At 72.1% G+C, this 24,427-nt stretch carries 22 protein-coding genes; 3 read left to right on the top strand and 19 right to left on the bottom strand.

The genetic code is table 11. The features are described from left to right. Positions 1-102: 102 nt before the first annotated feature. From ABZ707_RS32060 to ABZ707_RS32050, 3 genes are all read right to left on the bottom strand, one after another. Positions 103-318 carry an I78 family peptidase inhibitor gene (locus ABZ707_RS32060; RefSeq protein ID WP_360181967.1) on the bottom strand — a complete coding sequence of 72 codons (216 nt, stop codon included), beginning with the start codon at positions 316-318 and terminating at the stop codon, positions 103-105. 478 nt (positions 319-796) lie between these two features. Then, positions 797-1,624, bottom strand: a complete 828-nt coding sequence (locus tag ABZ707_RS32055; protein WP_360181964.1) for a hypothetical protein — start codon at positions 1,622-1,624, stop codon at positions 797-799. Beyond that, a complete protein-coding gene (locus tag ABZ707_RS32050; protein WP_360181961.1) occupies positions 1,621-2,901 on the bottom strand; it encodes a glycosyltransferase family 4 protein in 1,281 nt (426 codons plus the stop codon). Before ABZ707_RS32050 ends, ABZ707_RS32055 begins: the two co-directional genes overlap by 4 nt. A 497-nt stretch (positions 2,902-3,398) precedes the next feature. Between ABZ707_RS32050 and ABZ707_RS32045 the strand changes: the two genes are divergently transcribed. Continuing rightward, positions 3,399-4,178 carry a hypothetical protein gene (locus ABZ707_RS32045; protein WP_360181958.1) on the top strand — a complete coding sequence of 260 codons (780 nt, stop codon included), beginning with the start codon at positions 3,399-3,401 and terminating at the stop codon, positions 4,176-4,178. Positions 4,179-4,330: 152 nt separating this feature from the next. Next, positions 4,331-4,624, top strand: coding sequence for a hypothetical protein (locus tag ABZ707_RS32040; RefSeq protein WP_360181955.1), 294 nt, complete (start codon positions 4,331-4,333; stop codon positions 4,622-4,624). Between the two features lie 60 nt (positions 4,625-4,684). Here the strand turns inward: ABZ707_RS32040 and der are convergent, their stop codons facing one another. From der to aroH, 5 genes are all read right to left on the bottom strand, one after another. Beyond that, entirely contained in the window at positions 4,685-6,145 is a 1,461-nt protein-coding gene (gene der / locus ABZ707_RS32035; protein WP_360181952.1) for a ribosome biogenesis GTPase Der, read from the bottom strand. 65 nt (positions 6,146-6,210) lie between these two features. Beyond that, positions 6,211-6,798 (bottom strand): lysophospholipid acyltransferase family protein, encoded by a 588-nt coding sequence (locus tag ABZ707_RS32030; RefSeq protein WP_360181976.1) that lies wholly within the window; start codon positions 6,796-6,798, stop codon positions 6,211-6,213. A 53-nt stretch (positions 6,799-6,851) separates the two neighbouring features. Beyond that, positions 6,852-7,562 (bottom strand): (d)CMP kinase, encoded by a 711-nt coding sequence (cmk, locus tag ABZ707_RS32025; RefSeq protein ID WP_360181949.1) that lies wholly within the window; start codon positions 7,560-7,562, stop codon positions 6,852-6,854. A gap of 146 nt (positions 7,563-7,708) precedes the next feature. Continuing rightward, positions 7,709-8,794, bottom strand: coding sequence for a prephenate dehydrogenase (locus tag ABZ707_RS32020; protein ID WP_360181946.1), 1,086 nt, complete (start codon positions 8,792-8,794; stop codon positions 7,709-7,711). Beyond that, positions 8,791-9,153 carry a chorismate mutase gene (gene aroH / locus ABZ707_RS32015; protein WP_319679416.1) on the bottom strand — a complete coding sequence of 121 codons (363 nt, stop codon included), beginning with the start codon at positions 9,151-9,153 and terminating at the stop codon, positions 8,791-8,793. The genes ABZ707_RS32020 and aroH overlap by 4 nt, the downstream gene beginning before the upstream one ends. Positions 9,154-9,312: 159 nt before the next feature. On the opposite strand from aroH, the gene ABZ707_RS32010 reads away from it, so the two are divergent. Next, positions 9,313-10,023, top strand: coding sequence for a nucleotidyltransferase domain-containing protein (locus ABZ707_RS32010; RefSeq protein WP_360181943.1), 711 nt, complete (start codon positions 9,313-9,315; stop codon positions 10,021-10,023). Between the two features lie 22 nt (positions 10,024-10,045). Here ABZ707_RS32010 and ABZ707_RS32005 read toward each other — a convergent pair whose 3' ends face one another. The 11 genes from ABZ707_RS32005 to ABZ707_RS31955 all read right to left on the bottom strand — a co-directional run bounded on the left by ABZ707_RS32005 (position 10,046) and on the right by ABZ707_RS31955 (position 24,146). Further along, positions 10,046-11,068, bottom strand: a complete 1,023-nt coding sequence (locus tag ABZ707_RS32005) for an ADP-ribosylglycohydrolase family protein (protein ID WP_360181940.1) — start codon at positions 11,066-11,068, stop codon at positions 10,046-10,048. Then, on the bottom strand, positions 11,065-11,808 hold the full coding sequence (locus ABZ707_RS32000; protein WP_360181937.1) for an NUDIX domain-containing protein: 744 nt from the start codon (positions 11,806-11,808) through the stop codon (positions 11,065-11,067). The genes ABZ707_RS32005 and ABZ707_RS32000 overlap by 4 nt, the downstream gene beginning before the upstream one ends. A gap of 216 nt (positions 11,809-12,024) precedes the next feature. Further along, the gene (locus tag ABZ707_RS31995; protein WP_360181934.1) at positions 12,025-13,314 is read right to left on the bottom strand and encodes a pseudouridine synthase; all 1,290 of its coding nucleotides are present in this window, start codon (positions 13,312-13,314) and stop codon (positions 12,025-12,027) included. Continuing rightward, positions 13,314-13,967: an SMC-Scp complex subunit ScpB gene (gene scpB, locus ABZ707_RS31990; protein ID WP_360181931.1), complete on the bottom strand. Its 654-nt coding sequence runs from the start codon at positions 13,965-13,967 to the stop codon at positions 13,314-13,316. The genes ABZ707_RS31995 and scpB overlap by 1 nt, the downstream gene beginning before the upstream one ends. Continuing rightward, positions 13,964-15,154 carry a ScpA family protein gene (locus ABZ707_RS31985; protein ID WP_360181928.1) on the bottom strand — a complete coding sequence of 397 codons (1,191 nt, stop codon included), beginning with the start codon at positions 15,152-15,154 and terminating at the stop codon, positions 13,964-13,966. Before ABZ707_RS31985 ends, scpB begins: the two co-directional genes overlap by 4 nt. Before the next feature lie 49 nt (positions 15,155-15,203). Next, complete coding sequence (locus ABZ707_RS31980) at positions 15,204-15,788, bottom strand: hypothetical protein (protein WP_360181973.1); 585 nt, start codon at positions 15,786-15,788, stop codon at positions 15,204-15,206. Beyond that, the gene (locus tag ABZ707_RS31975; protein WP_319679423.1) at positions 15,785-16,906 is read right to left on the bottom strand and encodes a ParA family protein; all 1,122 of its coding nucleotides are present in this window, start codon (positions 16,904-16,906) and stop codon (positions 15,785-15,787) included. The genes ABZ707_RS31980 and ABZ707_RS31975 overlap by 4 nt, the downstream gene beginning before the upstream one ends. A 381-nt stretch (positions 16,907-17,287) precedes the next feature. Next, on the bottom strand, positions 17,288-18,403 hold the full coding sequence (ald, locus tag ABZ707_RS31970; RefSeq protein WP_360181924.1) for an alanine dehydrogenase: 1,116 nt from the start codon (positions 18,401-18,403) through the stop codon (positions 17,288-17,290). A gap of 142 nt (positions 18,404-18,545) precedes the next feature. After that, positions 18,546-20,690, bottom strand: coding sequence for a tetratricopeptide repeat protein (locus tag ABZ707_RS31965; protein WP_360181970.1), 2,145 nt, complete (start codon positions 20,688-20,690; stop codon positions 18,546-18,548). A gap of 1,048 nt (positions 20,691-21,738) precedes the next feature. After that, entirely contained in the window at positions 21,739-22,365 is a 627-nt protein-coding gene (locus tag ABZ707_RS31960; RefSeq protein ID WP_360181921.1) for an NUDIX hydrolase, read from the bottom strand. 122 nt (positions 22,366-22,487) lie between these two features. Beyond that, positions 22,488-24,146 carry a CTP synthase gene (locus tag ABZ707_RS31955; RefSeq protein WP_360181918.1) on the bottom strand — a complete coding sequence of 553 codons (1,659 nt, stop codon included), beginning with the start codon at positions 24,144-24,146 and terminating at the stop codon, positions 22,488-22,490. Between the last annotated feature and the right edge of the window lie 281 nt (positions 24,147-24,427).

Raw genomic sequence — 24,427 nt, 5'->3', positions numbered from 1 at the left:
GCGTCATGACGTGCTGTGCGGTGAGCCGGCCGAGTGAGAGGGTCCGTACGAACAGATCGGCCGTGTCCTGTTCGAGGGTGCCCGCCCGGGCCGAGGGACGGCTCAGCCGTGCCAGCAGCGCACGACCCGCCCGTTGTCGACCTCGAAGTTCAGCCGGTCCGCCACATACTCCATGGTGATGATGGAGCCGGGCGGCAGCCCCCGGACCGTGCTCCAGCCGCGCTCTCGGGCCAGGCGCTCCGCTCTCCCGGCGTCGAGGCCGACATAGGCCGCGGGGTCGTCGGAGGGGGGTACGGGAGGGGTCGGTGTCGGTGACATACCACTCACCGTAGGCGCCGGGAGAGCGTGACGGAAGCCGGGCGGGCCCCCGCCGGGACGGTTCCTGTCTGTCACCGGTCACACCTGTGTCACAAGATCACAACGCGCTTCGGAGGGGACGGCTTCACTCCAACGGGCGCTTCATACACCACTCCGGAGTAATTCGCCGTTCCTGAATATCGCGCGATTTTTACTCGTCCTGAATTCGCCTTTGCCGGACCATGACGCCGGCGTTCCCGGCCAATTCAAGAAGTGCACAGAATTCACGAATCCCCCGCACAATCCGACGTCCGGCGACACGTTTGATTCGCGCCATATCCGGACGCTCCGTACGCGCTCCGCAGGCCGGGCGCCCTCGATCGCCGCCGGGGCCCCGGCGGACGGTGACCCGGCCCCGGCCACCTCTTCGGGCGAGGCCCGGAACGGCGGTGCAGGCGCGGGCCCGCACACCCGGCCGGGCACGGTCCCGGTCCCGCGTTCAGCGCGCCGGGGAGGCTGCCGGGGCCGGGTCCAGCCGTACGCAGAAGTCGTTGTCACCCGTGTAGCCGGGCGCCGCCAGCCAGCCGTCCGCCCGGTGACCGGGGTAGACATGGATCGCCCGCTTGTCCCAGACGTCGTCGAGGATCCGGGAGATCCGTATCCCGGCCGCGTCCCGCGCGGGACGCAGCCAGAGATCCCACCACTGGCGCTTCTCGACCGGCTCGGCGGCGAGCGGACCGTACGGCAGTGTGAAGGCGAAGGTCCCGCCACGGCCGGTGACGGCGACCCGGTGCGTACGGTCACCGCCGCGCAGCCGTGCCTCGGCCTCGGCGCCCTCGCCCAGCTCGGAGCCGTACAGCACGCCCTCGACCGTCGCCGTGTCCTGGTCGCAGCGGACCGTCCCGGCCTCGGCGTGCGGCGCGCGCACCCAGGAGCGGACCGCGAGACGGCCGTCCGGGGTGGGATACGGGATCCGGGCGAAGACCCGGCCGGATTCCGGGACCCGGTCGATCAGGGCCCGTACGTCCCGGACCCCGGGCCGTACCGGCTGGTCGCCGGTGACGCCCGTGCGGACGTCCCAGTGCCCCTCGGCCAGATCGACCGTGCTGGGCAGCGCGGCGCGCAGCCGGGACCCGCCGGACCCGGTCAGCGGCAGCCGGACCTCGTCGGCGGCCTCACCCGGCCGGCCGCCGCGCCGGCGCAGCACGAGCAGCGCGCCGGGCCGGGCTGCCCCGCTGATGTCGAAGGTGATCCCGCCCGCCGAGTCGGCGATGCAGTCGGCGGTGTGCACGGCGTGCGGCACTCGCTTTCCGGTGGGTCCGGTCATGCGGTCCTGCCCTTCCGGATCACGTCGGCGGCCCGGTCGCGCACGCCGTACGCGCCGCCCAGTACCGCGCTGCCGCCCCGCCGCAGCGAGTTCCGCAGCGACTTCCGCAGCGTGGCCCGGGAACTCCTCGCCAGCTCGGTGAAGAGCGCCTCGTGCCGCCCGGCGATGCGCGCCGGGTCGAAGCGGGCCGAGGCGGCGAGCGCCGCCTGTCCCGTGCGCCCGCGCAGTTCGTCGTCCTGGATCAGCCCGAGCAGCGCCCCGGCGATGGCGTCGACGTCACCCGTCGGCACCAGCCTGCCGTCGACGCCGTTCTCGATGATCTCGCCGGGGCCGTGCGGGCAGTCGGTGGCGACGACCGGGACGCCGCAGCGCATCGCCTCCACGATGGTCATGCCGAACGCCTCACGGCTGGAGGTGACGGCGGCGACCGATCCCTTGACCCACTCCGCCTCCAGCGGGGCGGCCGGCCCCATCAGGAACACATGGTTGTACAGGCCGCCCTCCTCGACGAGCCTCCGGAGCGCCGCCTTCTCGTCGCCGGCCGAGTCGCCGCCGCCGTGGATCCGCAGCCGCCAGTCCGGGCGGGCGGCCACCACCTGGGCGAAGGCCCGCACCAGCAGGTCGTACCGCTTGACCCGGGTGAGCCGGCCTGCGGCGACGACCCATTTTCCGGTGGAGTCGGCGGGCGCGACGGTGGGCGCGGGCACGCTGTTGGGAATCGCTCCGATCCGTACGCCGGGCAGCCGCAGCCGGGCGCGGTAGGCGCGTGCGTCGGCCACGGTGACCGTGGTGACCGCGTCGAGGAGCCGGTAGCGGTGGCCGATCTCGCGGCGGAGCCGGCCGCTGTGGCTGTCGAGGGAGAGGTGTTCCTGGGCGACGCGGACCTGGCCGCGCCGGGCCTGCAGAGCGATATGGACATTGAGCCCCGCCCGGGTGCCGATGACCACATCGGCCTCCAGGGAGCGCAGATGGGCGCCGATCCTGGCGTCGGTGAGCCGGCTGTACTGCCGGTGCCGTCCGTCCCCTCGCGGGAAGACCCGGGCGGGCCTGGTGTACTCCGGGTCGTCGCCCTCGTAGCCGGGGCCGTCCCGTCGCAGGTCGACGAGGTGCCGCAGCCGTACGCCGACGGGGGCACCCAGGGCCGCCTCCTCACGGTGGCGGAAGACGGAGACGATCTCGACGTCGTGCTGCTCGGCCAGTGTCCCGGCGAGGTTGAACGTGGTCCGGATCGTCCCGCCGATGCCGTACGCGTTGTGCAGCAGAAAAGAGATGTGCATCCGTGCCGGTTCCCCCTGTCCTGTCCGCCTGCCGGGCCCGTCCGGGCGCCGGTCCTGCCCCGCGCTGCTCCTGTCCGGCCGGTGGTCCGTCCGGCTGGTCCTGTCCTGCCGGCCCTGTCCGGGCAACCGGGTAGACGCAGAAATGACCCGGATGGTGCCGACTCCACGCACTTCCGGGCGGTCCGGCACCCGGACGGCGCAGCGAAGACACCCGGACCGACGCGCTGACCAGCGGGAATCAGCCACCCCATTGGTTCACTGGTTCCCGATTTGTCGACCTGTCAATGTACCGACCCGCGATTCGCCGTTCCGGGTCAACTTCCCGTCGTCCAGCACGCATTGGTGCGGAAGCACGGGTTCCGTCCGACGGCTCGTCCATTTCGCCGGATGGTTCGATTCTGTGCCATTCCACGCGTGACCCTGGCCACGGCTCGCCCGTTGTCTTCTTTACGAGCCGGGAACAGCCCGGCCCACGCACTGAGTTCGAGGAGCCACCCGTGCCGCGCATGCTCGACGTCAGCGAGGACGTACGCGCCGAGATCGGCGACGAAGAAGCCGACCGGCTGCTCACCGGTGAGAACTCCCCGGGCAGCTACGACTGCACCTCCTGCCGGACCCCCGGCGACTCCGAACAGGAGCGGACCAGCACCGTGCTGTTCGTCGGCGAGGAGACCGCCGTTCTCGCCTTCGCCCATGCCACCTGCATCCCCTCGCAGGTCGTGCAGGTCGCCGAGGACCAGCTCCAGGGCGCGGTCCGGAGCATCACCAGCAGCGAGCCGCAGCCCGCAGCCCCGGGCGGCGCGGGACAGGCCGTGCTCGGGGTGACCAGCGGTCTGGTGCTGATCGAGGGCAATCTGCACCCGGCCCTGGTCGTCGAGCCGACGGCCGCGATCACCCGGCCCGGCTCGCGCGGCACCACCGACGAGTTCCTCCAGCTCCTCGTCGAGCAGGGTTTCCAGCCGGTCGCCGATCTCAACCGGCTGCCCGCTCCACTGCACGGCTGGTCGGTGCTGCTCGCGATGGGCCAGCTCCACGCCGTGCTCCAGCCGGGCACCGGCGGCGGCAGCCCGGTCGCCTGGTGGCAGGCCCATCAGCCGCTCCAGGTCACGGAGGGCTGGCGGGCGGCGGCCAACAGATCGCACACGGTGCTGGTCTTCGCCGCGCCGGTCGGCGCCATCGGCCAGCAGCCCCGCGAGGACCTGCTGCGCGACGCCCTGGACAAGGCCACGGCCAATGGCATGCTGGTCGCCGCGGCCATGCCGCTGGCCGGCACATGACCGACGCCACCCGGGCCGTCCTGGGCACGGCCCGCGCACCGTCGGCGGCAATTTCCGCGTCTGGCCCGCATCCGACGGAGGGCGGGGTCGTTGGCACGTACGTGCACTCATACGACCCCTCCCGACAGCCGTACCAGCGCCAGATCCCGTCCATGCGCCCCGCGCAGGACGTAGCGGACGGATATTCGACGACGCCGATCTACGACGCGCTGTACTCCGAGTTCCGCCGGTCCTTCAGAGCACTGCCCGGCGACCGGAGCAACGAGGAGAATCTCGGCTTCACGGCCTTCGGCACCGGACTGCACGCCGCCCAGCTCGGATACGCCGGCAGCCACAGCGGGCTCGGTCACACCTCGTTCACGGGGTCCTGGCAGCGGGAGGGCCGCCAGCGCACCGGGCGGCACGCACCCGCGGCTCTCCCCCCGGGCCCCCGGCGCGGCGCCTGACGGCATTCCCTCCTGACGCGTGAGGGCCGCATCCCCCCGGGGGGATGCGGCCCTCACGCGTCACTTCTTCCGGCCGCGCTTCTCGCGCACCCGCACGGAGATATGGATCGGGGTGCCCTCGAAACCGAACTCCTCGCGCAGCCGGCGCTCGACAAAACGCCGGTAGCCGTGCTCGATGAAGCCCGAGGCGAAGAGCACAAAGCGCGGCGGCTTCGTACCCGCCTGCGTACCGAACAGGATCCGGGGCTGCTTGCCGCCCCGGATCGGATGCGGATGAGCCGCGACCAGCTCACCGAGGAACGCGTTGAGCCTGCCGGTCGGCACCCTGGTCTCCCAGCCCGCCAGCGCCGTCTCGATCGCCGGGACCAGCTTCTCCATGTGGCGGCCGGTCCGCGCGGAGACATTCACCCGGGGCGCCCAGGCGATCTGGGCCAGCTCCGTCTCGATCTCGCGTTCCAGGTAGTAGCGCCGCTCCTCGTCGAGGGTGTCCCACTTGTTGTACGCGACAACGAGGGCTCGGCCCGCCTCCACCGCCATCGTGATGATGCGCTGGTCCTGGACGCTGATGGACTCGCTCGTGTCGATCAGTACGACCGCGACCTCGGCCTTCTCGACGGCGGCGGCCGTACGCAGCGACGCGTAGTAGTCGGCGCCCTCCTGGAGGTGGACCCGGCGGCGGATGCCCGCGGTGTCGACGAACTTCCACACCGTCCCGCCGAGCTCGATCAGCTCGTCGACCGGGTCGCGGGTGGTGCCGGCGATCTCGTTGACGACAACGCGCTCCTCGCCCGCGACCTTGTTCAGCAGGGACGACTTGCCGACATTGGGGCGCCCGATGAGCGCGATCCGGCGGGGGCCGCCGATGGCGGTGCCGAAGGTCTGGGCCGGGGCCTCGGGCAGGGCTTCGAGCACCGCGTCGAGCATGTCGCCGGTGCCTCTGCCGTGCAGCGAGGAGACCGGGTGCGGCTCACCGAGTCCGAGCGACCAGAGAGCCGTCGCGTCGGGTTCGCCGCTCGGTCCGTCGACCTTGTTGGCGCAGAGCACCACGGGCTTGCCGGCCTTGCGCAACAGCCTGACCACGGCCTCGTCGGTGTCGGTCGCGCCCACCGTGGAGTCGACGACGAAGACCACCGCGTCGGCGGCCTCGATCGCGTACTCGGCCTGGGCGGCGACAGAGGCGTCGATGCCCAGCACGTCCTGCTCCCAGCCGCCGGTGTCGACGACCTTGAAGCGGCGGCCCGCCCACTCGGCCTCGTAGGTCACCCGGTCACGGGTGACGCCCGGCTTGTCCTCGACGACCGCCTCCCGGCGGCCGATGATCCGGTTCACAAGGGTCGACTTGCCGACATTCGGACGGCCGACGACGGCGAGGACGGGCAGCGGGCCGTGACCGGCCTCACCGATCGCGCCCTCCACCTCCTCTGCCTCGAAGCCCTCCAGCGCGGCAAGCTCCATGAACTCCGCGTACTCGGCGTCGCCAAGCTCTCCGTGCTCGTCGCCGGAGTCGATCTGGTCGTTCATGAAGTCCGTACCTCGTTCATCGTGATCGGTGCGCCGCGGCACGCGGCGCACTACTCAAGTCTTGCCTAGCGCCCAGTGAGGCGCCTGGCGTTTTCCAGGTGGGCGGTCAGCCGCTCCTGGATCCGTACGGTGGCGTCGTCCATCGCCTTGCGGGTGCGCCGCCCGCCGCTGTCGCCCGCCTCGAAGGCATCGCCGAAGACGACGTCCACGCGGCCGCGCAGAGCGGGCAGCGCCGGTATCAACCGTCCCCGGCTCTCACGGCTTCCCAGCACCGCCACGGGCACGACCGGCGCGCCGGAGCGTACGGCGAAGTACGCCAGCCCGCCGCGCAGCGAGGCGAAGTCGCCCTCGCCCCTGCTGCCCTCGGGGAAGATCCCCAGCACCCCGCCGTTGCCGAGAACACCGAGCGCGTCGGTGACCGCCGCGCGGTCCGCGGCCCTGCGGTCCACCTTGAGCTGCCCGATGCCCCGCAGGAACGGGTCGAGCGGGCCGACGAACGCTTCCTTCTTGATCAAAAAGTGCACCGGACGGGGCGCGGTGCCCATCAGCATCGGGCCGTCGATGTTGTGCGAGTGGTTGACGGCCAGTATGACGGGGCCGCTCGCCGGCACCCGCCAGGCACCCAGCACCCGCGGTTTCCAGAGCCCGTGCATCAGCCCAATGCCGATGCCCCGTCCGATCGCCGCGCCCCGTGCGGACGGTGCGCTCACCGTCCGGCCCGCTTCTCCTCGACGAGAGACACCACACGGTCGATGACCTGCCGCAGGGTGAGGTCCGTGGTGTCCACCTCGACCGCGTCGCCGGCCTTCGCCAGCGGCGAGGTCTTCCGGCTGGAGTCCGCCGCGTCCCGCTTGATCAGCGCTTCCCGGGTGGCGGCGACATCGGCCGCCTCCGTGCCCTTCAGCTCACCGCTGCGACGGGCGGCCCGCGCCTCCGGCGAGGCGGTCAGGAAGATCTTGACGTCCGCGTCCGGCAGGACGGTGGTACCGATGTCGCGGCCCTCGACCACGATGCCCCTCGACGACGCCGCCGCCGAGGCGATGGAACGCTGGAGCTCGGTGATGACGGCCCGCACCTCGGGGACGGCGCTGACCGCGCTCACCGCGGAGGTGACCTCCTGGGTACGGATCGGACCCGCGGCGTCCACCCCGTCGACAGTGATGGCCGGGTCGGCCGGGTCGGTGCCCGACACCAGGACGGGCTTGCCCGCCGCTGTCGCGACGGCCGCGGGGTCCCGCACGTCCACACCGTTGCTGATCATCCACCAGGTCATCGCACGGTACTGCGCGCCGGTGTCCAGATAGCTGAGTCCGAGCTGGGCGGCCACGGCCCTGGAGGTGCTCGACTTGCCCGTGCCGGAGGGCCCGTCAATGGCGACGATCACAGCGGTCCGGGCGGCGGTTGCTCCGTTTTCCACGGGGGCGGACACCTTCCTGGTTCTCGGGGTGGATGGACGGGGACGTCCGTACGCCCCCGCACAAGGTTACCGAGTACTCAGGACCGCGAATGCACCCGTTCGGCGGGACGCCCGCCCCTATCCGCTCCCCGGCGGCCGGGTGGCCGCTACTGGCGGAGCGACCAGCCGCGTTCCCGCAGCGCCGCGCTGAGCGCCGGGGCCGCCGCCGGCTCCACCATCAACTGGACCAGACCCGCCTGCTGCCCGGTCGCGTGCTCGATCCGGACGTCCTCCACATTGACTCCGGCCCGTCCGGCGTCCGCGAAGATCCGCGCCAGCTCGCCCGGCTGGTCGCTGACCAGGACCGACACGATCTCGTAGACCGCGGGCCCCGCGCCGTGCTTGCCCGGCACCCGCACCCGGCCCGCGTTGCCGCGCCGCAGGACGTCCTCGATACCGGCCGTGCCGCCGCGCCGCTTGTCCTCGTCCGAGGACTGGAGCGCCCGCAGCGCCTCGACCGTCTCGCCGAGATCCGCGGCGAAGCCCGCCAGCACATCGGCGACCGGCCCCGGGTTGGCGGAGAGGATGTCGACCCACATGCCGGGGTCGGAGGCCGCGATCCTGGTGACATCGCGGATGCCCTGGCCGCAGAGGCGCACGGCCGTCTCGTCGGCCTCCTCCAGCCGGGCCGCGACCAGCGAGGAGACGAGCTGCGGGGTGTGCGAGACCAGGGCGACCGCCCGGTCGTGCGCGTCCGCGTCCATGACCACCGGCACGGCGCGGCACAGCGCGACCAGCTCCAGGGCCAGGTTCAGCACCTCGGTGTCGGTGTCCGCGGTCGGTGTCAGCACCCAGGGGCGCCCCTCGAAGAGGTCCGCGGTCGCGGCCAGCGGCCCCGAGCGTTCCTTCCCGGCCATGGGGTGCGTACCGATGTAGGAGGTCAGATCGAGGCCCAGTGCCTCCAGCTCGCACCGGGGACCGCCCTTGACACTGGCCACGTCCAGATAGCCGCGCGCCACGCCGTCCCGCATCGCCGTGGCGAGCGTGGCCGCGACATGGGCGGGCGGCACCGCGACGATCGCCAGGTCGACCGGCCCCTCGGGCGGCCCGTCCGTCCCCGCGCCGAGCGCCGCGGCGGTACGGGCGCGCTCCGGGTCGTGGTCGGTGAGATGGACGGTGACCCCCCGGCCCGACAGCACCAGGGCCGCCGAGGTGCCGATCAGGCCCGACCCTATGACGACGGCGTTTCTCACTGGGCGATGTCCTTGCGGAGGGCGGCCGCGGCGCCGAGGTAGACGTGCGCGATCGCGGACTTGGGCAGGTCGGACTCGACATGGGCAAGGATCCGGACCACCCGCGGCAGCGCACCCGCGATGTCCAGTTCCTGGGCACAGATCAGGGGCACGTCGACGATACCGAGCCCGCGCGCGGCGGCGGCCGGGAAATCACTGTGCAGATCGGGAGTGGCCGTGAACCAGATACTGATCAGATCGTCAGGAGTGAGCTCATTGCGCTCCAGGATCGCGGTGAGGAGCTGCTTGACCTGGTCGTCCATGTGCGCGGACTCGTCCCGCTCCAGTTGGACGGCCCCACGGACCGCTCGTACCGCCACGACGTTCTCCTCGGTGATCGACTGCTCCGGCCAGCGTAGTCAGCCACCGGGAGAAAGGCTTCCGCGACCGTCCTGCGAGACGGGGGCGCGGCCGTCACGGCGGGCCCCGGCCGGGAAACCGGTACGCGGCGCCCGGCACCTTCTCGTAGCCTCTCGCGCATGACTCCGCCCGATGCCCTCGTCCGCGACCACACCGTCTACTCCTGTGTGATGGGTTCGCGTGCCTTCGGGCTGGCCACGCGGGACAGTGACACCGACATCCGTGGTGTCTATCTCGCTCCCACCGCGCTGTACTGGCGCTTCGAGAAGCCGCCGACGCATGTCGAAGGACCGGCGGCCGAGCAGTTCTCGTGGGAGCTGGAGCGCTTCTGCTCGCTGGCGCTGCGCGCCAATCCCGGCGTCCTGGAGTGCCTGCACTCACCGCTCGTGGAGCACGTCGACGACACGGGCCGTGAACTGGTCGCGCTGCGCGACGCCTTCCTGTCCCGCCAGGCGCATCGGACCTTCGTCCGGTACGCCGAGAGCCGGCGCAAGAAGCTGGCGGCGGATGTCCGGCAGCACGGCGCATCGCACTGGAAGCACGCCATGCATCTGCTGCGCCTCGCCCTCTCCTGCCGGGACCTGCTGCGTACGGGCCGGCTCGTCATCGACGTCGGCACGCACCGGGAATCCCTGCTGGCGGTGAAACGCGGCGAGGTTCCCTGGTCCGGCGTCGAACGGCGGATGGACCGCCTTGTCGCCGAGGCCGACGCCGCCGTCGCGCGCTCCCCGCTCCCGGCCGAGCCCGACCACGCCCGCGTGGAGGACTTCCTGATCCGTGCCCGCCGCGCCTCGGCGCTCGGGCACGGACCGGGCCGGGTCCCTGCCTGACGTGACCGGCCGCCGGCCCGGGTCAGGCGTCCCAGAGGGCCGCCAGTGACAGCAGATCGCTGCGGTACTCGATCCGCTCCGCCCACTCCTTGGGCCAGGCCGCCGCGCCCAGGTGCGCACCGGCGAACGCGCCCGTCAGACAGGCGATGGAGTCCGAGTCGCCCCTGGTGCAGGCGGCTCTGCGCAGCGCCGTGACCGGCTCCTCGGGAAAGAGCAGAAAGCAGAGCAGCCCGGTGGCGAACGCCTCCTCGGCGATCCAGCCGTCGCCCGTCGCCAGGCACGGGTCGGTCTCCGGGGACGGCGTGCGCAGGGCGCTCTGTACGCGTTCGAGGGCCGCCACGCACTCGTCCCAGCCCCGGGCGATGAAGGACTCCGCCGTCGGGTCGTGGCCGAGTGTCCACAGGTCGCCCAGCCAGCGGTGGTAGTAGCGGTTCCGGTTCTCGTACGCGTACGAACGCAACTGGCCCACCAGGCCGAGCGGTTCGGCGCCCCGCGCCAGCAGGAACACCGCGCGCGCCGTCAGGTCGGAGGCGGCCAGCGCCGTCGGATGGCCATGGGTGAGAGCGGCCTGCAACTGCGCGGCTCCCGCGCGCTGTTCACCGCTCAGCCCCGGGACGAGCCCGATCGGCGCGACCCGCATATTGGCCCCGCATCCCTTGGAGCCGACCTGGCTGGCCTGCTGCCAGGGCCGGTCGCCGTCGAGGAGCGCGCAGGCCGTCAGACAGGTGCGGCCGGGAGCGCGGTTGTTGTCCGGGGAGTGGTACCAGGCGACGAACTCGTCCCGCACCGTGCGTTCGAGACCCGCCGGGCCGAGCACGCCGGAGTCCATCGCGGTCCGTATCCCCCGGGCGAACGCGAGCGTCATCTGGGTGTCGTCCGTGACGAACGCCGGCTCCGGCAGAGCCATCTCCCGCCACGGGCCGCACTTGGCGAGGATCGACGGCACATCGTTGAACTCCGTCGGAAAGCCCAGGGCGTCGCCCAGGGCGAGCCCGGTCAGCGAGCCGGTGGCGGCCTGTTTGGTGAGAGCCCTCGTGGTGATCATGCGGTCCGTCCTTCCGGTCGCAGAAGTGGGGGATGCAGTGTCGTGGCGGGGCCGGCGCGGTACAGCGCGGCCGGTTTCCCGCGCCCGCCCGTCAGCCTGGGCGGCCCCTCGACCGCCTCGACGAAGCCGGGCGAGGCGAGGACCTTGCGGCGGAAGTTGGGGCGGTCCAGCTCGACGCCCCAGACGGTCTCGTACACCTGGCGCAGCTCCCCGAGCGTGAACTCCGGGGGGCAGAAAGCCGTGGCCAGACAGGTGTATTCGAGCTTGGCACCGACGCGGTCGCAGGCGTCCACGAGGATGCGCTCGTGGTCGAAGGCGAGCGGTCCGCGCGCCCCGAACTCCGTCCAGCGCGCACGGGCGGCGTCCCCGCCGCCGCGCGGCTCCGGCAGATCCGGTACGAGCGCGGTGTACGCCACGGACACCACCCGCATCCTGGGGTCGCGGTCCGGGTCGCTGTAGGTCCTGAGCTGTTCCAGATGGAGCGCGGTGGCGGTGCGTTCCGACAGGCCGGTCTCCTCGGCGAGTTCACGGCGGGCCGCCTGCCCGGCGGATTCCCTCGGCAGCACAAAGCCACCGGGCAGTGCCCAGGCGCCCAGGTAGGGGTCCTGTCCGCGTTCGACGAGCAGGACGTGCAGCCGGCCCCCGCGGACGGTGAAGACGGCGAGGTCGACGGTGACGGCGAAGGGCTCGAAGGCGGAGGGGTCGTACCCCGCGGGCGCGCCCGGCCGCCGGGCGCTCACCGGCGCTCCGGCAGCGGCGGCGGCAGGGGACCTGGTCCACCCCCGTGGGCCCAGGTCCGCCGGCCGCGTCCGGCGGGGCTGTCCGCGAGACTCACAGCCACCTCCTTAATAGTCATACTGACTATAAAGGCGAACGCGCGTGCCCCACAAGGGGAAAGCCCGCGGCCATCGGGCCGCGGGCTTTCTTCTTCCGGCCCGGTCGGCCGGTTGAGATCCTTAGAGCCCGACCTCCCGCATCAGCATGCCGACCTCGGTGTTGGTGAGACGGCGCAGCCAGCCGGACTTCTGGTCGCCCAGCGGGATCGGCCCGAAGGACGTCCGGACGAGCCGGTCGACCGGGAAGCCCGCCTCGGCGAGCATGCGGCGGACGATGTGCTTGCGGCCCTCGTGGAGGGTGACCTCCACCAGGTAGTTCTTGCCGGTGTTCTCCACGACCCGGAAGTGGTCGGCCTTGGCGTAGCCGTCCTCCAACTGGATGCCGTCCTTGAGTCGCTTGCCCAGATCACGCGGGAGCGGGCCCTGGATCGCGGCCAGATAGATCTTCTTGACGCCGTACTTGGGATGCGTGAGGCGGTGGGCCAGCTCACCGTGGTTGGTGAGCAGGATGATGCCCTCGGTCTCGGTGTCGAGCCGTCCGACATGGAAGAGCCGGGTCTCACGGTTGGTGACGTAGTCGCCGAGGGACTGGCGGCCGTCCGGGTCCTCCATCGTGGAGACGACACCGGCCGGCTTGTTGAGCGCGAAGAAGAGATACGACTGGGTGGCGACGGTCAGCCCGTCCACCTTGATCTCGTCCTTGTCCGGATCGACCCGCATGCCCTGTTCCAGGACGACCTCGCCGTTGACCTCGACGCGGGCCTGCTCGATCAGCTCCTCGCAGGCGCGGCGCGAACCCATTCCGGCGCGGGCGAGGACCTTCTGCAGGCGCTCGCCCTCCTCCTCGGCGCCGGGGTTGGTCCTCGGGGTCTTGACCGAGGGCCGCTCCGCGTACCGGTCGCGGTTGCGCTGCTCGATCTTGGCGTCCAGCTCGCGGGGACGGGCGGGGCCGCCCTGGCCGCCGCGGCGCGGGCCGCCGGCCCGGCCACCCGCGCTCTGCGGGGTCCTGGGGCCGCCCTTGGCGCCGCCACGGGCCGCGGCGCCACGGGCGCCGCCCTGGCGTGCGCCGTCGCCGGAGGACTCGCCGGAACCACCGGTGCGGCGCGAGCCGCCAGGAGCACCGGACGCGCCGGAACCACCGGTGGGACCGGAGCGGCCCACGTCGTAACGGCGCTCCTCGGGACGGGGCCGGGACGGGCGCTTCGGCTGTTCGTCCCGGCCACCGCCGGAGCCGCGGTAGTCGCGGCTGCCGCCTGCGCCACCGCTCCGGGCACCGCCGCCGCTGCTCCGGCCGCCGCTTCCGTCACCGGAGCCCCGGTAGTCACGGCTCCCGCCGCTCCTGCCGCCGCTTCCGTTCCCGCTCCCGCCGCTCCGGTTGCCGCTTCCGCTGTTCCTGCCGCTACTTCGCATTAAATGTCCGTCTTGTCGTCTACGTGGGTGTCCGGGGCGTCCGGTGCGTCCGGATCGAACGACGGAACACCTTCCAGGGTCTCGGCCTCGATCGCGTCCGCCTCGGGGAGGAAGGGCGCGAGCTCCGGGAGCTCGTCCAGGCCGCGCAGGCCCATCCGTTCCAGGAAGTAGTTCGTCGTCCTGTACAGGATCGCACCTGTTTCGTGTTCCGCGCCCGCCTCCTCGACCAGCCCGCGCTGGAGGAGGGTGCGCATGACCCCGTCGCAGTTGACTCCCCGTACCGCCGAGACCCGGGAACGGCTCACGGGCTGGCGGTACGCGACGACCGCGAGGGTCTCCAGCGCCGCCTGGGTCAGCCGGGCGTGCTGGCCGTCGAGGACGAAGCTCTCGACGGCCCCGGCGTACTCGGGCCGGGTGTAGAACCGCCAGCCGCCGGCGACCAGCCGCAGCTCGAAGCCCCGGCGCTGGACGGTGTACTCGTCGGCCAGTTCCCGCAGCGCGTCCGCGACGGCCCGGCGGGGACGGTCGAGGACCTTGGCGAGGTGCTCCTCGGTCGCGGGCTCGTCGACGACCATGAGGACCGCCTCCAGCGCGGGCTTGAGGTCGAGCTCCGCGACCGTGCCGGTGCCCGTGCTCCGCTGCTCGGCGCTCATGACGTCTCCTCGCTCGTCCCGTCAGCCGTCCCGCCGGGCCGGCCGTCCCCGCCGTCGAACTCGTCGCTCACAGCCGGCGCCGCGCCGTCGTCCCCGCCCGTCCAGCGGACCATCAGCGGCCCGAGGGCCTCCTCCTGGGCCAGGGAGACGGCCCGCTCCCGGTAGAGCTCCAGGAGTGCCAGGAAGCGTGCCACGACGGTCAGGGTGTCGGCGGAGCCCTCGGTGAGCTCCTGGAAGCTCGTCTCGCCGCGCTGCCGCAGCATCGCGACGACCAGCGCCGCCTGCTCGCGCACCGATACGAGCGGCGCGTGGATGTGATCGACGTACACCTGCGGCCTGGGCTTCGGCTGCATCGCCTTCACCGCGAGCCGGGCGAAGCCCTCGGGCCCGATGCTGATCACGACCTCGGGGAGCAACTCGGCGTGCTGGGGCTCCAGCCCGACCGTGCGGGGATATCTGCGGGCCTCGGCGTCCAGTCGCGTGCTGAGGATCTCCGCGACCTGTTTGTAGGCGCGGTACTGCAACAGCCGTGCGAAGAGCAGGTCCCGCGCTTCGAGCAGGGCGAGGTCCGCCTCGTCCTCCACCTCGGCGGCGGGCAGCAGCCGGGCGGCCTTGAGGTCCAGCAGGGTCGCCGCGACCACCAGGAACTCCGTGGTCTGGTCGAGGTCCCAGTCCGGTCCCATGGCACGGATGTGCACCATGAACTCATCGGTGACCTTGGAGAGTGCGACCTCGGTCACATCCATCTTGTGCTTCGAGATGAGCTGGAGCAGCAGGTCGAAGGGGCCCTCGAAGTTGGCGAGCCGCACCGTGAACCGGCCGTCGCCGCTCTCCTCACCGGCGTGCCGCTCACCGCCGGTCCCGCCGTCCGCGTCCGCCGCCGCGGGACCGGCGCTCGCCGCCGGTGAGGACGGTTCAGCCGCCGGGGTCTCGGCGGGTGCGGGCCGGAGGGATTCGTCAGGACCGGACCCGGGCGCGGGCTCCGGAGAGACCGGCACGGCCTCGACCAGCAGGGCCTCGGCCGGCACGGCCCCGGCGGGCGCGGTCGCCACCGTCCCGGCCTGCTCCGGTGGCCGGCCGGGGCGCGCCGGCGCCTCCGCTCCGCCGGCCGCCGCGGGCCTCGCCGCTCCCGGGCCCCGGCCCAGGGTGCGGCGAGGCGTGCGGTTCTGGTCGGGAGGCGGGGGCATCGCGGTCCTGGGAGGCGGGGAGGGTGGGTGCGGCCCGCGCAGGCTATCGTCAGCGCCCGCGCAGGCGCCGTACGAGGATGCTGGCGTCGCCGCGTGATTCGAGGTCCGCGAGGACCACGGCGACCGCCTCGCGGACGATCCGCCCGCGGTCCACGGCGAGACCGTGCTCGCCGCGCAGTACCAGCCGTGCGTGTTCGAGGTCCATCAGTTCCTCGGCCGAGACATAGACCGTGATCTTCTCGTCGTGCCGTTCCCGCCCGCTGGGGCGGCGGTTCGCACCGCGGCCCCGGCGGCGCTGCTGGCCGCCCTGCTGCGCGGCGGCCTGCGCCGCGCCCGGGGACGGGGCCTCCTGCGGCCGGCGGCCCTTCACCGAGGCGGCTGCCTGCTCCGCGTCGGCCGTACGGCTCCGGGGTGACTCCGCGGCGTCCGCCGACGCGGCGGAGTGCTCCTCGGCGGAGGCCGGAGAGCCCGCCGGGGCGCCGCCCGCCGTCTCGCCGGCCGGATCGCTCTCTCCCGCCGGGGGCGGCACCCGGGGCTCGCCGTTCGCGTTCCGCCGCCGGTCCGCGGGCGACGACGACTGAAGCGCCGTGCCCCCGGTGGTGCGGAACAGCTCGTCGGCCCCGGGCAGACTCACTCGGCGTGACACCGGGCGAGCACCTCCCTGGCGAGCTGGCGATACGCGGCGGCGCCCACGGAGTTCGAGGCGTACGTCGTGATCGGCTCACCGGCGACCGTGGTCTCCGGGAAGCGCACGGTCCGCCCGATCACCGTGTGGTACACGTGGTCGTCGAACGCCTCGACGACGCGCGCGAGGACCTCGCGGCTGTGCACCGTACGGGAGTCGTACATCGTCGCGAGGATGCCGTCGAGCTCCAGCTCCGGGTTGAGCCGCTCCTGGACCTTCTCGATGGTCTCCGTCAGCAGGGCCACCCCGCGCAGCGCGAAGAACTCGCATTCCAGCGGCACGATCACCTTGTGCGCGGCGGTCAGCGCGTTCACGGTCAGCAGACCGAGCGACGGCTGGCAGTCGATCACGATGTAGTCGTAGTCCTGCATCAGCGGCTTCAGCGCCCGCTGGAGCGTGGACTCGCGCGCGACCTCGCTGACGAGCTGCACTTCCGCGGCCGAGAGGTCGATATTGCTCGGCAGCAGGTCCATGTTGGGCACCGCGGTCTTCAGCAGGACCTCGTCGGCCGCCATGCCCCGCTCCATGAGCAGGTTGTAGACCGTGAGGTCGAGCTCCATCGGATTGACGCCGAGACCGACCGACAGGGCGCCCTGGGGGTCGAAGTCGACGAGCAGCACGCGCCGGCCGTACTCCGCGAGCGCGGCACCCAGATTGATGGTCGACGTGGTCTTGCCGACGCCGCCCTTCTGGTTGCACATCGCGATGATCGTCGCGGGGCCGTGGTCGGTGAGCGGGCCCGGGATAGGGAAGTACGGCAGGGGACGCCCGGTCGGGCCGATCCGCTCGCGGCGCTGGCGTGCTGCGTCGGGGGCGAGAGTGGCCGCGTACTCGGGGTCGGGCTCGTACTCGGCGTCGGGGTCGTAGAAGTGCCCCTCGGGCACTTCGTCGTAGTCGGCGAATGGAGTGGACTCTCGGCCACCCTCGTTGCCGGCCATGGCGTTCACGTGTTGGCCGTCCATCATCTGGTGGGCTGTCGTCATGTGCTGGTGGGTGGCGAAGGTGCGGACAGCGACGGAGCCGACAGCCTCGAACCCGGACGACGGGCTCTGGCCCCTCGCAGGCATTCCTGGTTGACCACCCCCGGGAGTAAATGTCGACTCATTCACAAGTCGTCTTACCTCCTTGGACGTGACCAGGAAACTTATCGATAGGTCAGCGTGGCACTATGCCGACGGTTGGCGACTCTATGGCGTGTCACCGCTTCGCAGCAACACAATCCGCCGGACCCGGCCCGATGTGTCGGCAACCGATCACCTCTCTGTCAAGGGCGCACAAGCCTCTCACCAAGGCATGGCGGTCATGTTTCCGCGGTGTGCGAATCGGTGGAAAGGTTACGTTCGGCGTGAGTTGGCGGGGCATGGTGACACGGCCGGGCACACATCCGGCCGGACCTCGCACAGCAAGATCCGGCCGTTGGCGTGAAGTTGACGGTGCGCGTTGACGCATCAGTCCAGAAGCGCACTCAAATCGGCGTGATCCAGTCCATGCGCCTCGGCGACCTCACGGTAAACCACCTGGCCCTCATGGACATTGAGCCCCTTGGCCAGAGCGGGATCCCGGCGCAGCGCGCCGGCCCAGCCCCGGTCGGCGAGTTCGAGGATGTACGGCAGCGTGGCGTTGGTCAGCGCGTACGTGGAGGTGTGGGGCACCGCGCCCGGCATATTGGCCACGCAGTAGAAGACCGAGCCGTGGACGGGGAAGGTCGGCTCCGCGTGTGTCGTGGGGCGCGAATCCTCGAAGCAGCCGCCCTGATCAATCGCAATGTCGACAAGTACACTTCCGGGCTTCATCGTGGCGACCAGCTCGTTGGTGACCAGCTTCGGCGCCTTGGCGCCGGGGATGAGCACCGCGCCGACGACGAGGTCCGCCTCGACAACCGCCTTCTCCAGTTCGAAGGCGTTGGAGACGATGGTCCGGACCTTGGTGCCGAATATCCGGTCGGCCTCGCGCAGCTTGCTGATGTCACGGTCGAGCAGGGTCACATGGAAGCCCATGCCGACAGCGATCTGGGTGGCGTGCCAGCCGGAGACACCGCCGCCGATGACGACGGCCCGGCCGGCCGCCGTACCCGGGACACCCCCCGGCAGGACACCGCGGCCGCCGGCCGAGCGCATCAGGTGGTACGCGCCGACCTGCGGGGCCAGCCGGCCCGCCACCTCGGACATCGGGGCGAGCAGCGGCAGCGCGCGGTTCGCGGTCTCGACGGTCTCGTAGGCGATGGCGGTGGTGCCCGAGTCCAGCAGGGCGTCCGTGCACGCGCGGGACGCGGCGAGATGCAGATAGGTGAAGAGCGTCTGGCCCTTGCGCAGCCGGTGGTACTCCTCGGCGATCGGTTCCTTGACCTTCAGCAGCAGCTCCGCGGCGGCCCAGACCTCGTCGGCGGTGGGCAGGATCCGCGCGCCCGCGGCGGTGTACTCGTCGTCCGTGATCGACGAGCCGGCGCCGGCGTTCCGCTCGACGACGACCTGATGTCCGTGGCGCACCAGCTCGTGCACACCGGCGGGGGTGATGGCCACCCGGAACTCGTTGTTCTTGACCTCGCGGGGGATACCGACCAACACGGCAGATCACGGTCCTTGGCTCAGGGGATTCCGGGGCAATCCCATATATGGCCGGGCGCGGCGGGGCGCACGGGCAGACGCCACGAGTAGGGCGCGGAGCCAGTCTAATGAAGGACTTCCCACTGTCTAGCCTTGCAAAGCATTATTCCTCGGTCGAACCGCTACGGATTTCGTAGGCAGGCCCCTCCTTTTCCAGGATTCTTTCCGCCGCACTGCGATGCAGCCTGGCCGCCGTGGGGTCACCGAGCCGGTCCAGGGTGTCCGCCAGTCGGAGCTGCAACGCCGCCAGCAGCCGTACGTCGTCGGCCAGCCGGGCCCACTCCACCGCCTCCTGACAGGTGCGCAGCGACTCGTACGGCCGGCCCGCGTACTCCTGGACCCGCGCCGCCTCGCTCAACGCCCTTGCCTGGTTGGGCAGATCACGCAGCCGGCGGTAGCCCGCGACGGCGGCCCGCCAGTTGCGCAGCGCCTCGCCGTAGCGGCCCGCGTAGGTGTGGACGGTGCCGAGGCGGCCGTACAGCCTGGCCTCGTCGGCCCGCTCGCCCCGGCTCTGCCGCTGCGCGAGCGCCCTGCCGTACCAGTCGGCGGCCCGCTGCCACTCCTCCAGGTCCTGGTAGGCGCCGCCGACGGATTCCATCGCGCGGCCGGTCGCGTAGAAGTCGTTGGCGGCCCGTCCGGCGTCCAGCGCGGCCCGGTAGCGGGCGAGCGCGTCCTGTGTACGGCCGGTCTGCGCGTCCAGATCACCGATGTTCAGCAGCGCGGCGGCCTGCTCGCGGTGCAGCCCGCGCCGCGCGGCGATGTCGAGGACGAGCTGGTGCAGCCCGTACAGCTCGGGCGCGGCGGCCTCGGTGCCCCGGTGCGCGGCCAGCGCGCGGACCAGCGCGGCCACCAGCCGGCGGGCCAGGGTGTCCAGTTCGCCGTCGGCGACCGCGAGCCGGGCGGACGCCAGCAGGGCGGGCTGCCGCAGTCGCAGCCACTCGGCGGCGGCCGCGGCGTTCGGGAAGCGCAGCGCGCGGGGCAGCCCGGCCAGTTTCCTGCGGGCCGGGGAGCCGTCGGGCTCGGTGACCGCACGGCAGGACTGGAGCAGCCGTACGGTCCGCTCCAGCATCCGGGCGCGGGCGAGCTGCACCTCGCCGGGGCGGTCCTTCTCCTCGACGAGGTCGCGCAGCAGCGGCACCAGACAGCCGGGCACCCCGTACTGGTCGCCGGCGGCCCGGAGCAGCCCCAGGGCGGTGAAGTCGTCCAGGGTCTTCCGGGCGGCCGAGACCGTGCAGCCCGCCAGCGCCGAGGCCGTGTGCGCGTCGGCGAGACCGGCCGGAGCGAGAGCCAGCAGTCGCAGTGTCCGGGCGGCGGGCGCGGGCAGGCTCTCGTAGACCAGCCGGAAGGACCGGGCCAGCGGCCGCTCGCCCAGGGGGCGTTCGGAGTCGTGCGGCAGGGCCCGCAGCCGCCTGGCCGCGTCGGCGACCGAAGCGGTGGGGCGGGCCGCCAGCCACCCCCCGGCCAGAACGAGCGCGGCGGGCTGGCCGCCGCACTCCTCGGCGAGGGATTCGGCGGCCTGCGGATCGACGGTGATCCGCACGGCGCCGGTGTACTGGGTGAGCAGTTCGACGGCGGCCTTGACGTCCATGCCGCCGAGGGTGCAGGGGCGCACGTCAGGGATGCCGGTGAGCGGGCCCTGGGCGACCGCGACCACCAGGCAGTCCGGGTTGTCGGGTACGAGCGGATCGACCTGTTCCGCGTCGGCGGCGTCGTCGAGGAGCAGCAGCACCCGACGTACGGCCAGCGCCTCGCGCACCATCTGGGACAGCTCGTCCTCGTCGGCGCCGGGCGGGGTGGCGATGTCGAACACGCCCAGGATCTCCCGGGCGGTGCGCTCGGTGGGCACCCGCTCGCCGCCGGGCTCGGTCAGCCGGGTCCGTACGATCCCGTCCGGATAGCCGTCCCCGAGCTGCCCGGCGAGTTCCACGGCCAGCGCGGTACGTCCGGCGCCGGGGCGTCCGGCGATCAGCAGCACCCGGGCGCGGGGTTCCTTGCGCCCGGAGATCGTGTTGAGCCCGGCCCGCTCCATGTCCCCGAGCAGGGCCTTGAGCTCGCGCTCCCGGCCGAAGAACCGGCCCTCGTGCGCGGGGCGCGCCCGGCTCGGGACCGGCCGGGTGTCCGCGCGCCGCGCGGGTGACCGGGGCGGCCTGGTGGCCGAGGGCCGGGTGAGCGAGGGCCGTCCGGCCGGGGGCCGTGGCGGGACGCCGGGGGTGGTCGCGGCCGGGTCAGCGGCCGGGCTTCCCGCCACCGGGGCGCCGTCCTGCCCGCCGGATCCGGCCCGGGGGCCGGCGGACTCACCGGCCGTGCCGTCGGAGCGTCCGGCCAGGGGGCCCGGCCCCGGCGCGTGTCCCGCCGGAGGACCGTCTTCGCCGCCCGGCCCCGCCCCGGCGTCAGGTGCTGCCGTGTCTCCGCCGTGCGCCGCCGGGCCGCTGGTGCCCCCCGGCGCACCGGCCGCCGCGGCGGAGCGGGATTCCCCGGGAATCCCGTCCGCGTCCCGCGCCACCGACCCGTTCATGTCCCCGGTATCTCCCCGCGGCGCCTGCGCGCCGTCCGCTCCCCCCGAGGGCACACCACGCACCCCCGGCCCCTCGGTCCGCTCGGCGGCGGCGGTGTCTCCGTGGTCACCGCTCGTGCCGCCGGGCGGCTTCGCCGCGTCCTTCTCCGCTCCCCGCGCCGCGTCGGCGCGGGCGGTGGTCTTCCGAGCGGTGTCGGCACCCTGCGATCCCGAGATCGCCGCGTCACCACCCTCCGTGACGCGGCCCGGTCCGGAGCCGTCCGCGTCGTCCCCGCCGGTTTCCGTGTCCTCCGCCCCCTCCGGGGCCGTCGCCCCGGCCGGGTCCCGCGTCTCCGGATCCCCCGCCGACTGCTTCCGCCTGGCCGGCCTGGCCCAGCGCCACCGCCTCTTCGACGGCCCGTCAGAACCGCCCTCTTCCAGGGCGGTTGGCGCCTCGCCCGGCGCGCCCTCCTGGTCCTTCTGCGCCTCCGCCGAACCGGCCGTCCGCCCCGTCGCCCGCGCGCGGCCGGGGCCGTTCAAGTCCACCGCCTGATCCGTCACGGGCCACGCTCCGTCCTGCGCACGAGCCGAGCCCGGCGGGTCTCCGCGCGGGCGCTTCGAGCGTAGTTCACTCTCTGCGACCAAACCGGGAGAGCACGGCCGGTAAATCCCCCAATCGGATCAGCTTTTCTTCAGACCAGAGGACCACTTCAGACCAGAGGACCACGGGACGATCGCTGGAGACCCATGGGAAGGATCCCGGAACGGTGCCGGAGAGACGCAGGCGGATCGGGGAACCGGCTCAGGATTCGAACGGCCGGGCGGGCCACGGCGCGTCCGCCGGCCGCAGCGTCTCCAGCCCGTCACCCGCCAGTACCGCCGTCAGCGCCAGGACACCCACGGCGAGACAGGTGTTGTGCAGCTCACCGGCGAGCACACCCCGGGTCAGCTCCGCGAGCTTCACCCGGGCCAGCTCCATGTCGGCCTCCTCCTCGGAGACCGCGAAGCGCTCGCCGTCCGCCTCCGAGAGGTCACGGGCCAGAAAGATCCGCACCGCCTCGTCGGAGCCGCCGGGCGACGGGTAGACATCGACCAGCACCCGCCAGTCCTCCGCCTTCACATGGGCTTCCTCGTACAGCTCGCGCTGCGCCGCGTGCAGCGGGTTCTCGCCCGGTACGTCGAGCAGACCGGCCGGGATCTCCCAGAGCTTCTGCCGCACCGGGTGGCGGTACTGGCGCAGCACGACGACCCGGTCCTCGTCGTCCAGCGCGACGATCGCCACCGACCCGGGGTGCACCTGGTAGTCGCGGGAGTGCACCGTCCCGTCCGGCATGACCACATGATCCGTACGGACACTCGTCTTGTTGCCGCGGAAGGGCGTCGACGTCGCGGTGACCCGCCATTCCTCGGGGGCGTCCTTGATGATCATGAAAGCGTCCTCCCACATGGCAGCGCAAACGCGGAAACCGGGGCACCGGCCTCGAAAGACCCGTGCCCCGGCTCCCACCGTATCGCTTGGCCGAGCGCGGCCATTCTCCCCGTGGACGCCCCCTACTGGCCCCGACGGCGCTCCACCGCGGCCTTCACCAGACCCGTGAAGAGCGGGTGCGGCCGGGTCGGCCGGGAACGCAGCTCCGGGTGGGCCTGGGTGGCCACCAGATAGGGATGCGTGGTGCGCGGATACTCCACGTACTCGACCAGCTTGTTGTCGGGAGAGGTGCCGGAGAAGACCAGACCGGCCTTCTTCTCCAGCTCCGCGCGGTAGGCGTTGTTGACCTCGTAGCGGTGGCGGTGGCGCTCCTCGACGTAGGGCTGCTCGTCGTACGTCTCGCGCACCAGCGAGCCCTCCGCGAGCTTGGCCGGGTAGAGGCCGAGCCGCATCGTGCCGCCCAGGTCCCCCGCGCCCTCCACATAGGCGAGCTGCTCCTCCATGGTGGAGATCACCGGGTGCGCGGTGCCCGAGTCGAACTCGGTGGAGTTGGCGTCGGGGATCTCGGCGAGATTCCGCGCGGCCTCGATGACAATGCACTGCAGGCCCAGACAGAGACCGAGCAGCGGGACCTTGTTCTCCCGCGCGTACCGGATCGCGCCGACCTTGCCGGTCACCCCGCGCTCACCGAAGCCGCCGGGGATGCAGACGGCGTCGACGTCACCGAGCTGCTTCGCGGCGCCCGCCGGGGTCTTGCAGTCGTCCGACGTGACCCACTTCACTGTGACGCGGGCCTTGTTGGCGAAGCCGCCCGCGCGGATCGCCTCGGTGACCGAGAGATACGCGTCCGGCAGGTCGATGTACTTGCCGACCAGCGCGACCGTGACCTCGTGGTCCGGATTGTGGACCCGGTCCAGCAGGTCGTCCCAGACCGTCCAGTCCACATCGCGGAAGGGCAGGTCCAGCTTGCGCACGACATAGGCGTCCAGGCCCTCGGTGTGCAGCACCTTGGGGATGTCGTAGATCGATTTGGCGTCGATCGCGGCGACCACGGCGGCCTCGTCGACATCGCACATCAGCGAGATCTTGCGCTTGATCGAAAGCGGCACGTCGCGGTCGGCGCGCAGCACGATCGCGTCCGGCTGGATACCGATGTTCCGCAGGGCCGCGACCGAGTGCTGGGTCGGCTTGGTCTTCAGCTCGCCGGACGGCCCGATGTACGGCAGCAGCGAGATGTGCACGACGAAGACGTTGTCGCGGCCCACCTCGTGGCGGACCTGCCGGACGGTCTCCAGGAAGGGCAGCGACTCGATGTCGCCGACCGTCCCGCCGACCTCGGTGATGACGACATCGACGTCGTCGGTCGCCATCCGCCGGATCCGGTGCTTGATCTCGTTGGTGATGTGCGGAATGACCTGAACCGTGTCTCCCAGGTACTCGCCGCGCCGCTCCTTGGCGATGACCTGCGAGTAGACCTGGCCGGTGGTGACATTGGCGGAGCCGTCGAGGTCCACGTCGAGAAAGCGCTCGTAGTGCCCGATGTCCAGATCGGTCTCGGCGCCGTCGTTGGTGACGAACACCTCACCGTGCTGGAACGGGTTCATCGTGCCGGGGTCGACGTTCAGGTACGGGTCGAGCTTCTGCATGGTGACCCGCAGACCGCGCGCCTTGAGCAGCGCACCCAGACTGGAGGCGGTCAGGCCCTTGCCGAGGGAGGATGCGACACCCCCGGTGACGAAGATGTGCTTGGTCGTCGAGGATGTCGAGGATCGGGTCGGCATGGCCAAGAGGGGGCTCCCGTGGTCGCGGTCTGAGGTGCGTGCCGGCTTCCCTGTCGGAGAAGTGAAGGGTCCGCCGTCGCTGCGGGTTCGGGGCCCCGTTGCGTCGCAGGGAGTCCACCGGTCCACGGGCTACCAGGGTATCAGCGCCCCGGAGAGGCTGCTTCCGGCCACGCGTCACCGCACCTTTCCGTTGTGTCACCCTTGGCTCACCCGTTCGGCGGACCGATGTTGCCAAGACCGTGGCGCGGATCTCCGAAGTGCGTCGTATCCTGCTCGGACAT

The organism is Streptomyces sp. NPDC006923 (assembly GCF_040635655.1).
In the GTDB taxonomy this organism is placed as follows: domain Bacteria; phylum Actinomycetota; class Actinomycetes; order Streptomycetales; family Streptomycetaceae; genus Streptomyces.
This window is presented reverse-complemented; position numbering and strand designations above follow the sequence as displayed.

Coding starts and splice junctions, on each gene's coding strand:
- ABZ707_RS31975 (WP_319679423.1), bottom strand. CDS start 16,906: ATGCCTGCGAGGGGCCAGAGCCCGTCGTCCGGGTTCGAGGCTGTCGGC.
- ABZ707_RS31955 (WP_360181918.1), bottom strand. CDS start 24,146: ATGCCGACCCGATCCTCGACATCCTCGACGACCAAGCACATCTTCGTC.
- ABZ707_RS32040 (WP_360181955.1), top strand. CDS start 4,331: ATGCGCCCCGCGCAGGACGTAGCGGACGGATATTCGACGACGCCGATC.
- ABZ707_RS31985 (WP_360181928.1), bottom strand. CDS start 15,154: ATGCCCCCGCCTCCCGACCAGAACCGCACGCCTCGCCGCACCCTGGGC.
- ABZ707_RS31995 (WP_360181934.1), bottom strand. CDS start 13,314: ATGCGAAGTAGCGGCAGGAACAGCGGAAGCGGCAACCGGAGCGGCGGG.
- ABZ707_RS31960 (WP_360181921.1), bottom strand. CDS start 22,365: ATGATCATCAAGGACGCCCCCGAGGAATGGCGGGTCACCGCGACGTCG.
- ABZ707_RS32005 (WP_360181940.1), bottom strand. CDS start 11,068: ATGATCACCACGAGGGCTCTCACCAAACAGGCCGCCACCGGCTCGCTG.
- ABZ707_RS32050 (WP_360181961.1), bottom strand. CDS start 2,901: ATGCACATCTCTTTTCTGCTGCACAACGCGTACGGCATCGGCGGGACG.
- der (WP_360181952.1), bottom strand. CDS start 6,145: ATGAACGACCAGATCGACTCCGGCGACGAGCACGGAGAGCTTGGCGAC.
- ABZ707_RS32060 (WP_360181967.1), bottom strand. CDS start 318: ATGTCACCGACACCGACCCCTCCCGTACCCCCCTCCGACGACCCCGCG.
- ABZ707_RS32055 (WP_360181964.1), bottom strand. CDS start 1,624: ATGACCGGACCCACCGGAAAGCGAGTGCCGCACGCCGTGCACACCGCC.
- ABZ707_RS32030 (WP_360181976.1), bottom strand. CDS start 6,798: ATGCACGGGCTCTGGAAACCGCGGGTGCTGGGTGCCTGGCGGGTGCCG.
- scpB (WP_360181931.1), bottom strand. CDS start 13,967: ATGAGCGCCGAGCAGCGGAGCACGGGCACCGGCACGGTCGCGGAGCTC.
- ABZ707_RS32010 (WP_360181943.1), top strand. CDS start 9,313: ATGACTCCGCCCGATGCCCTCGTCCGCGACCACACCGTCTACTCCTGT.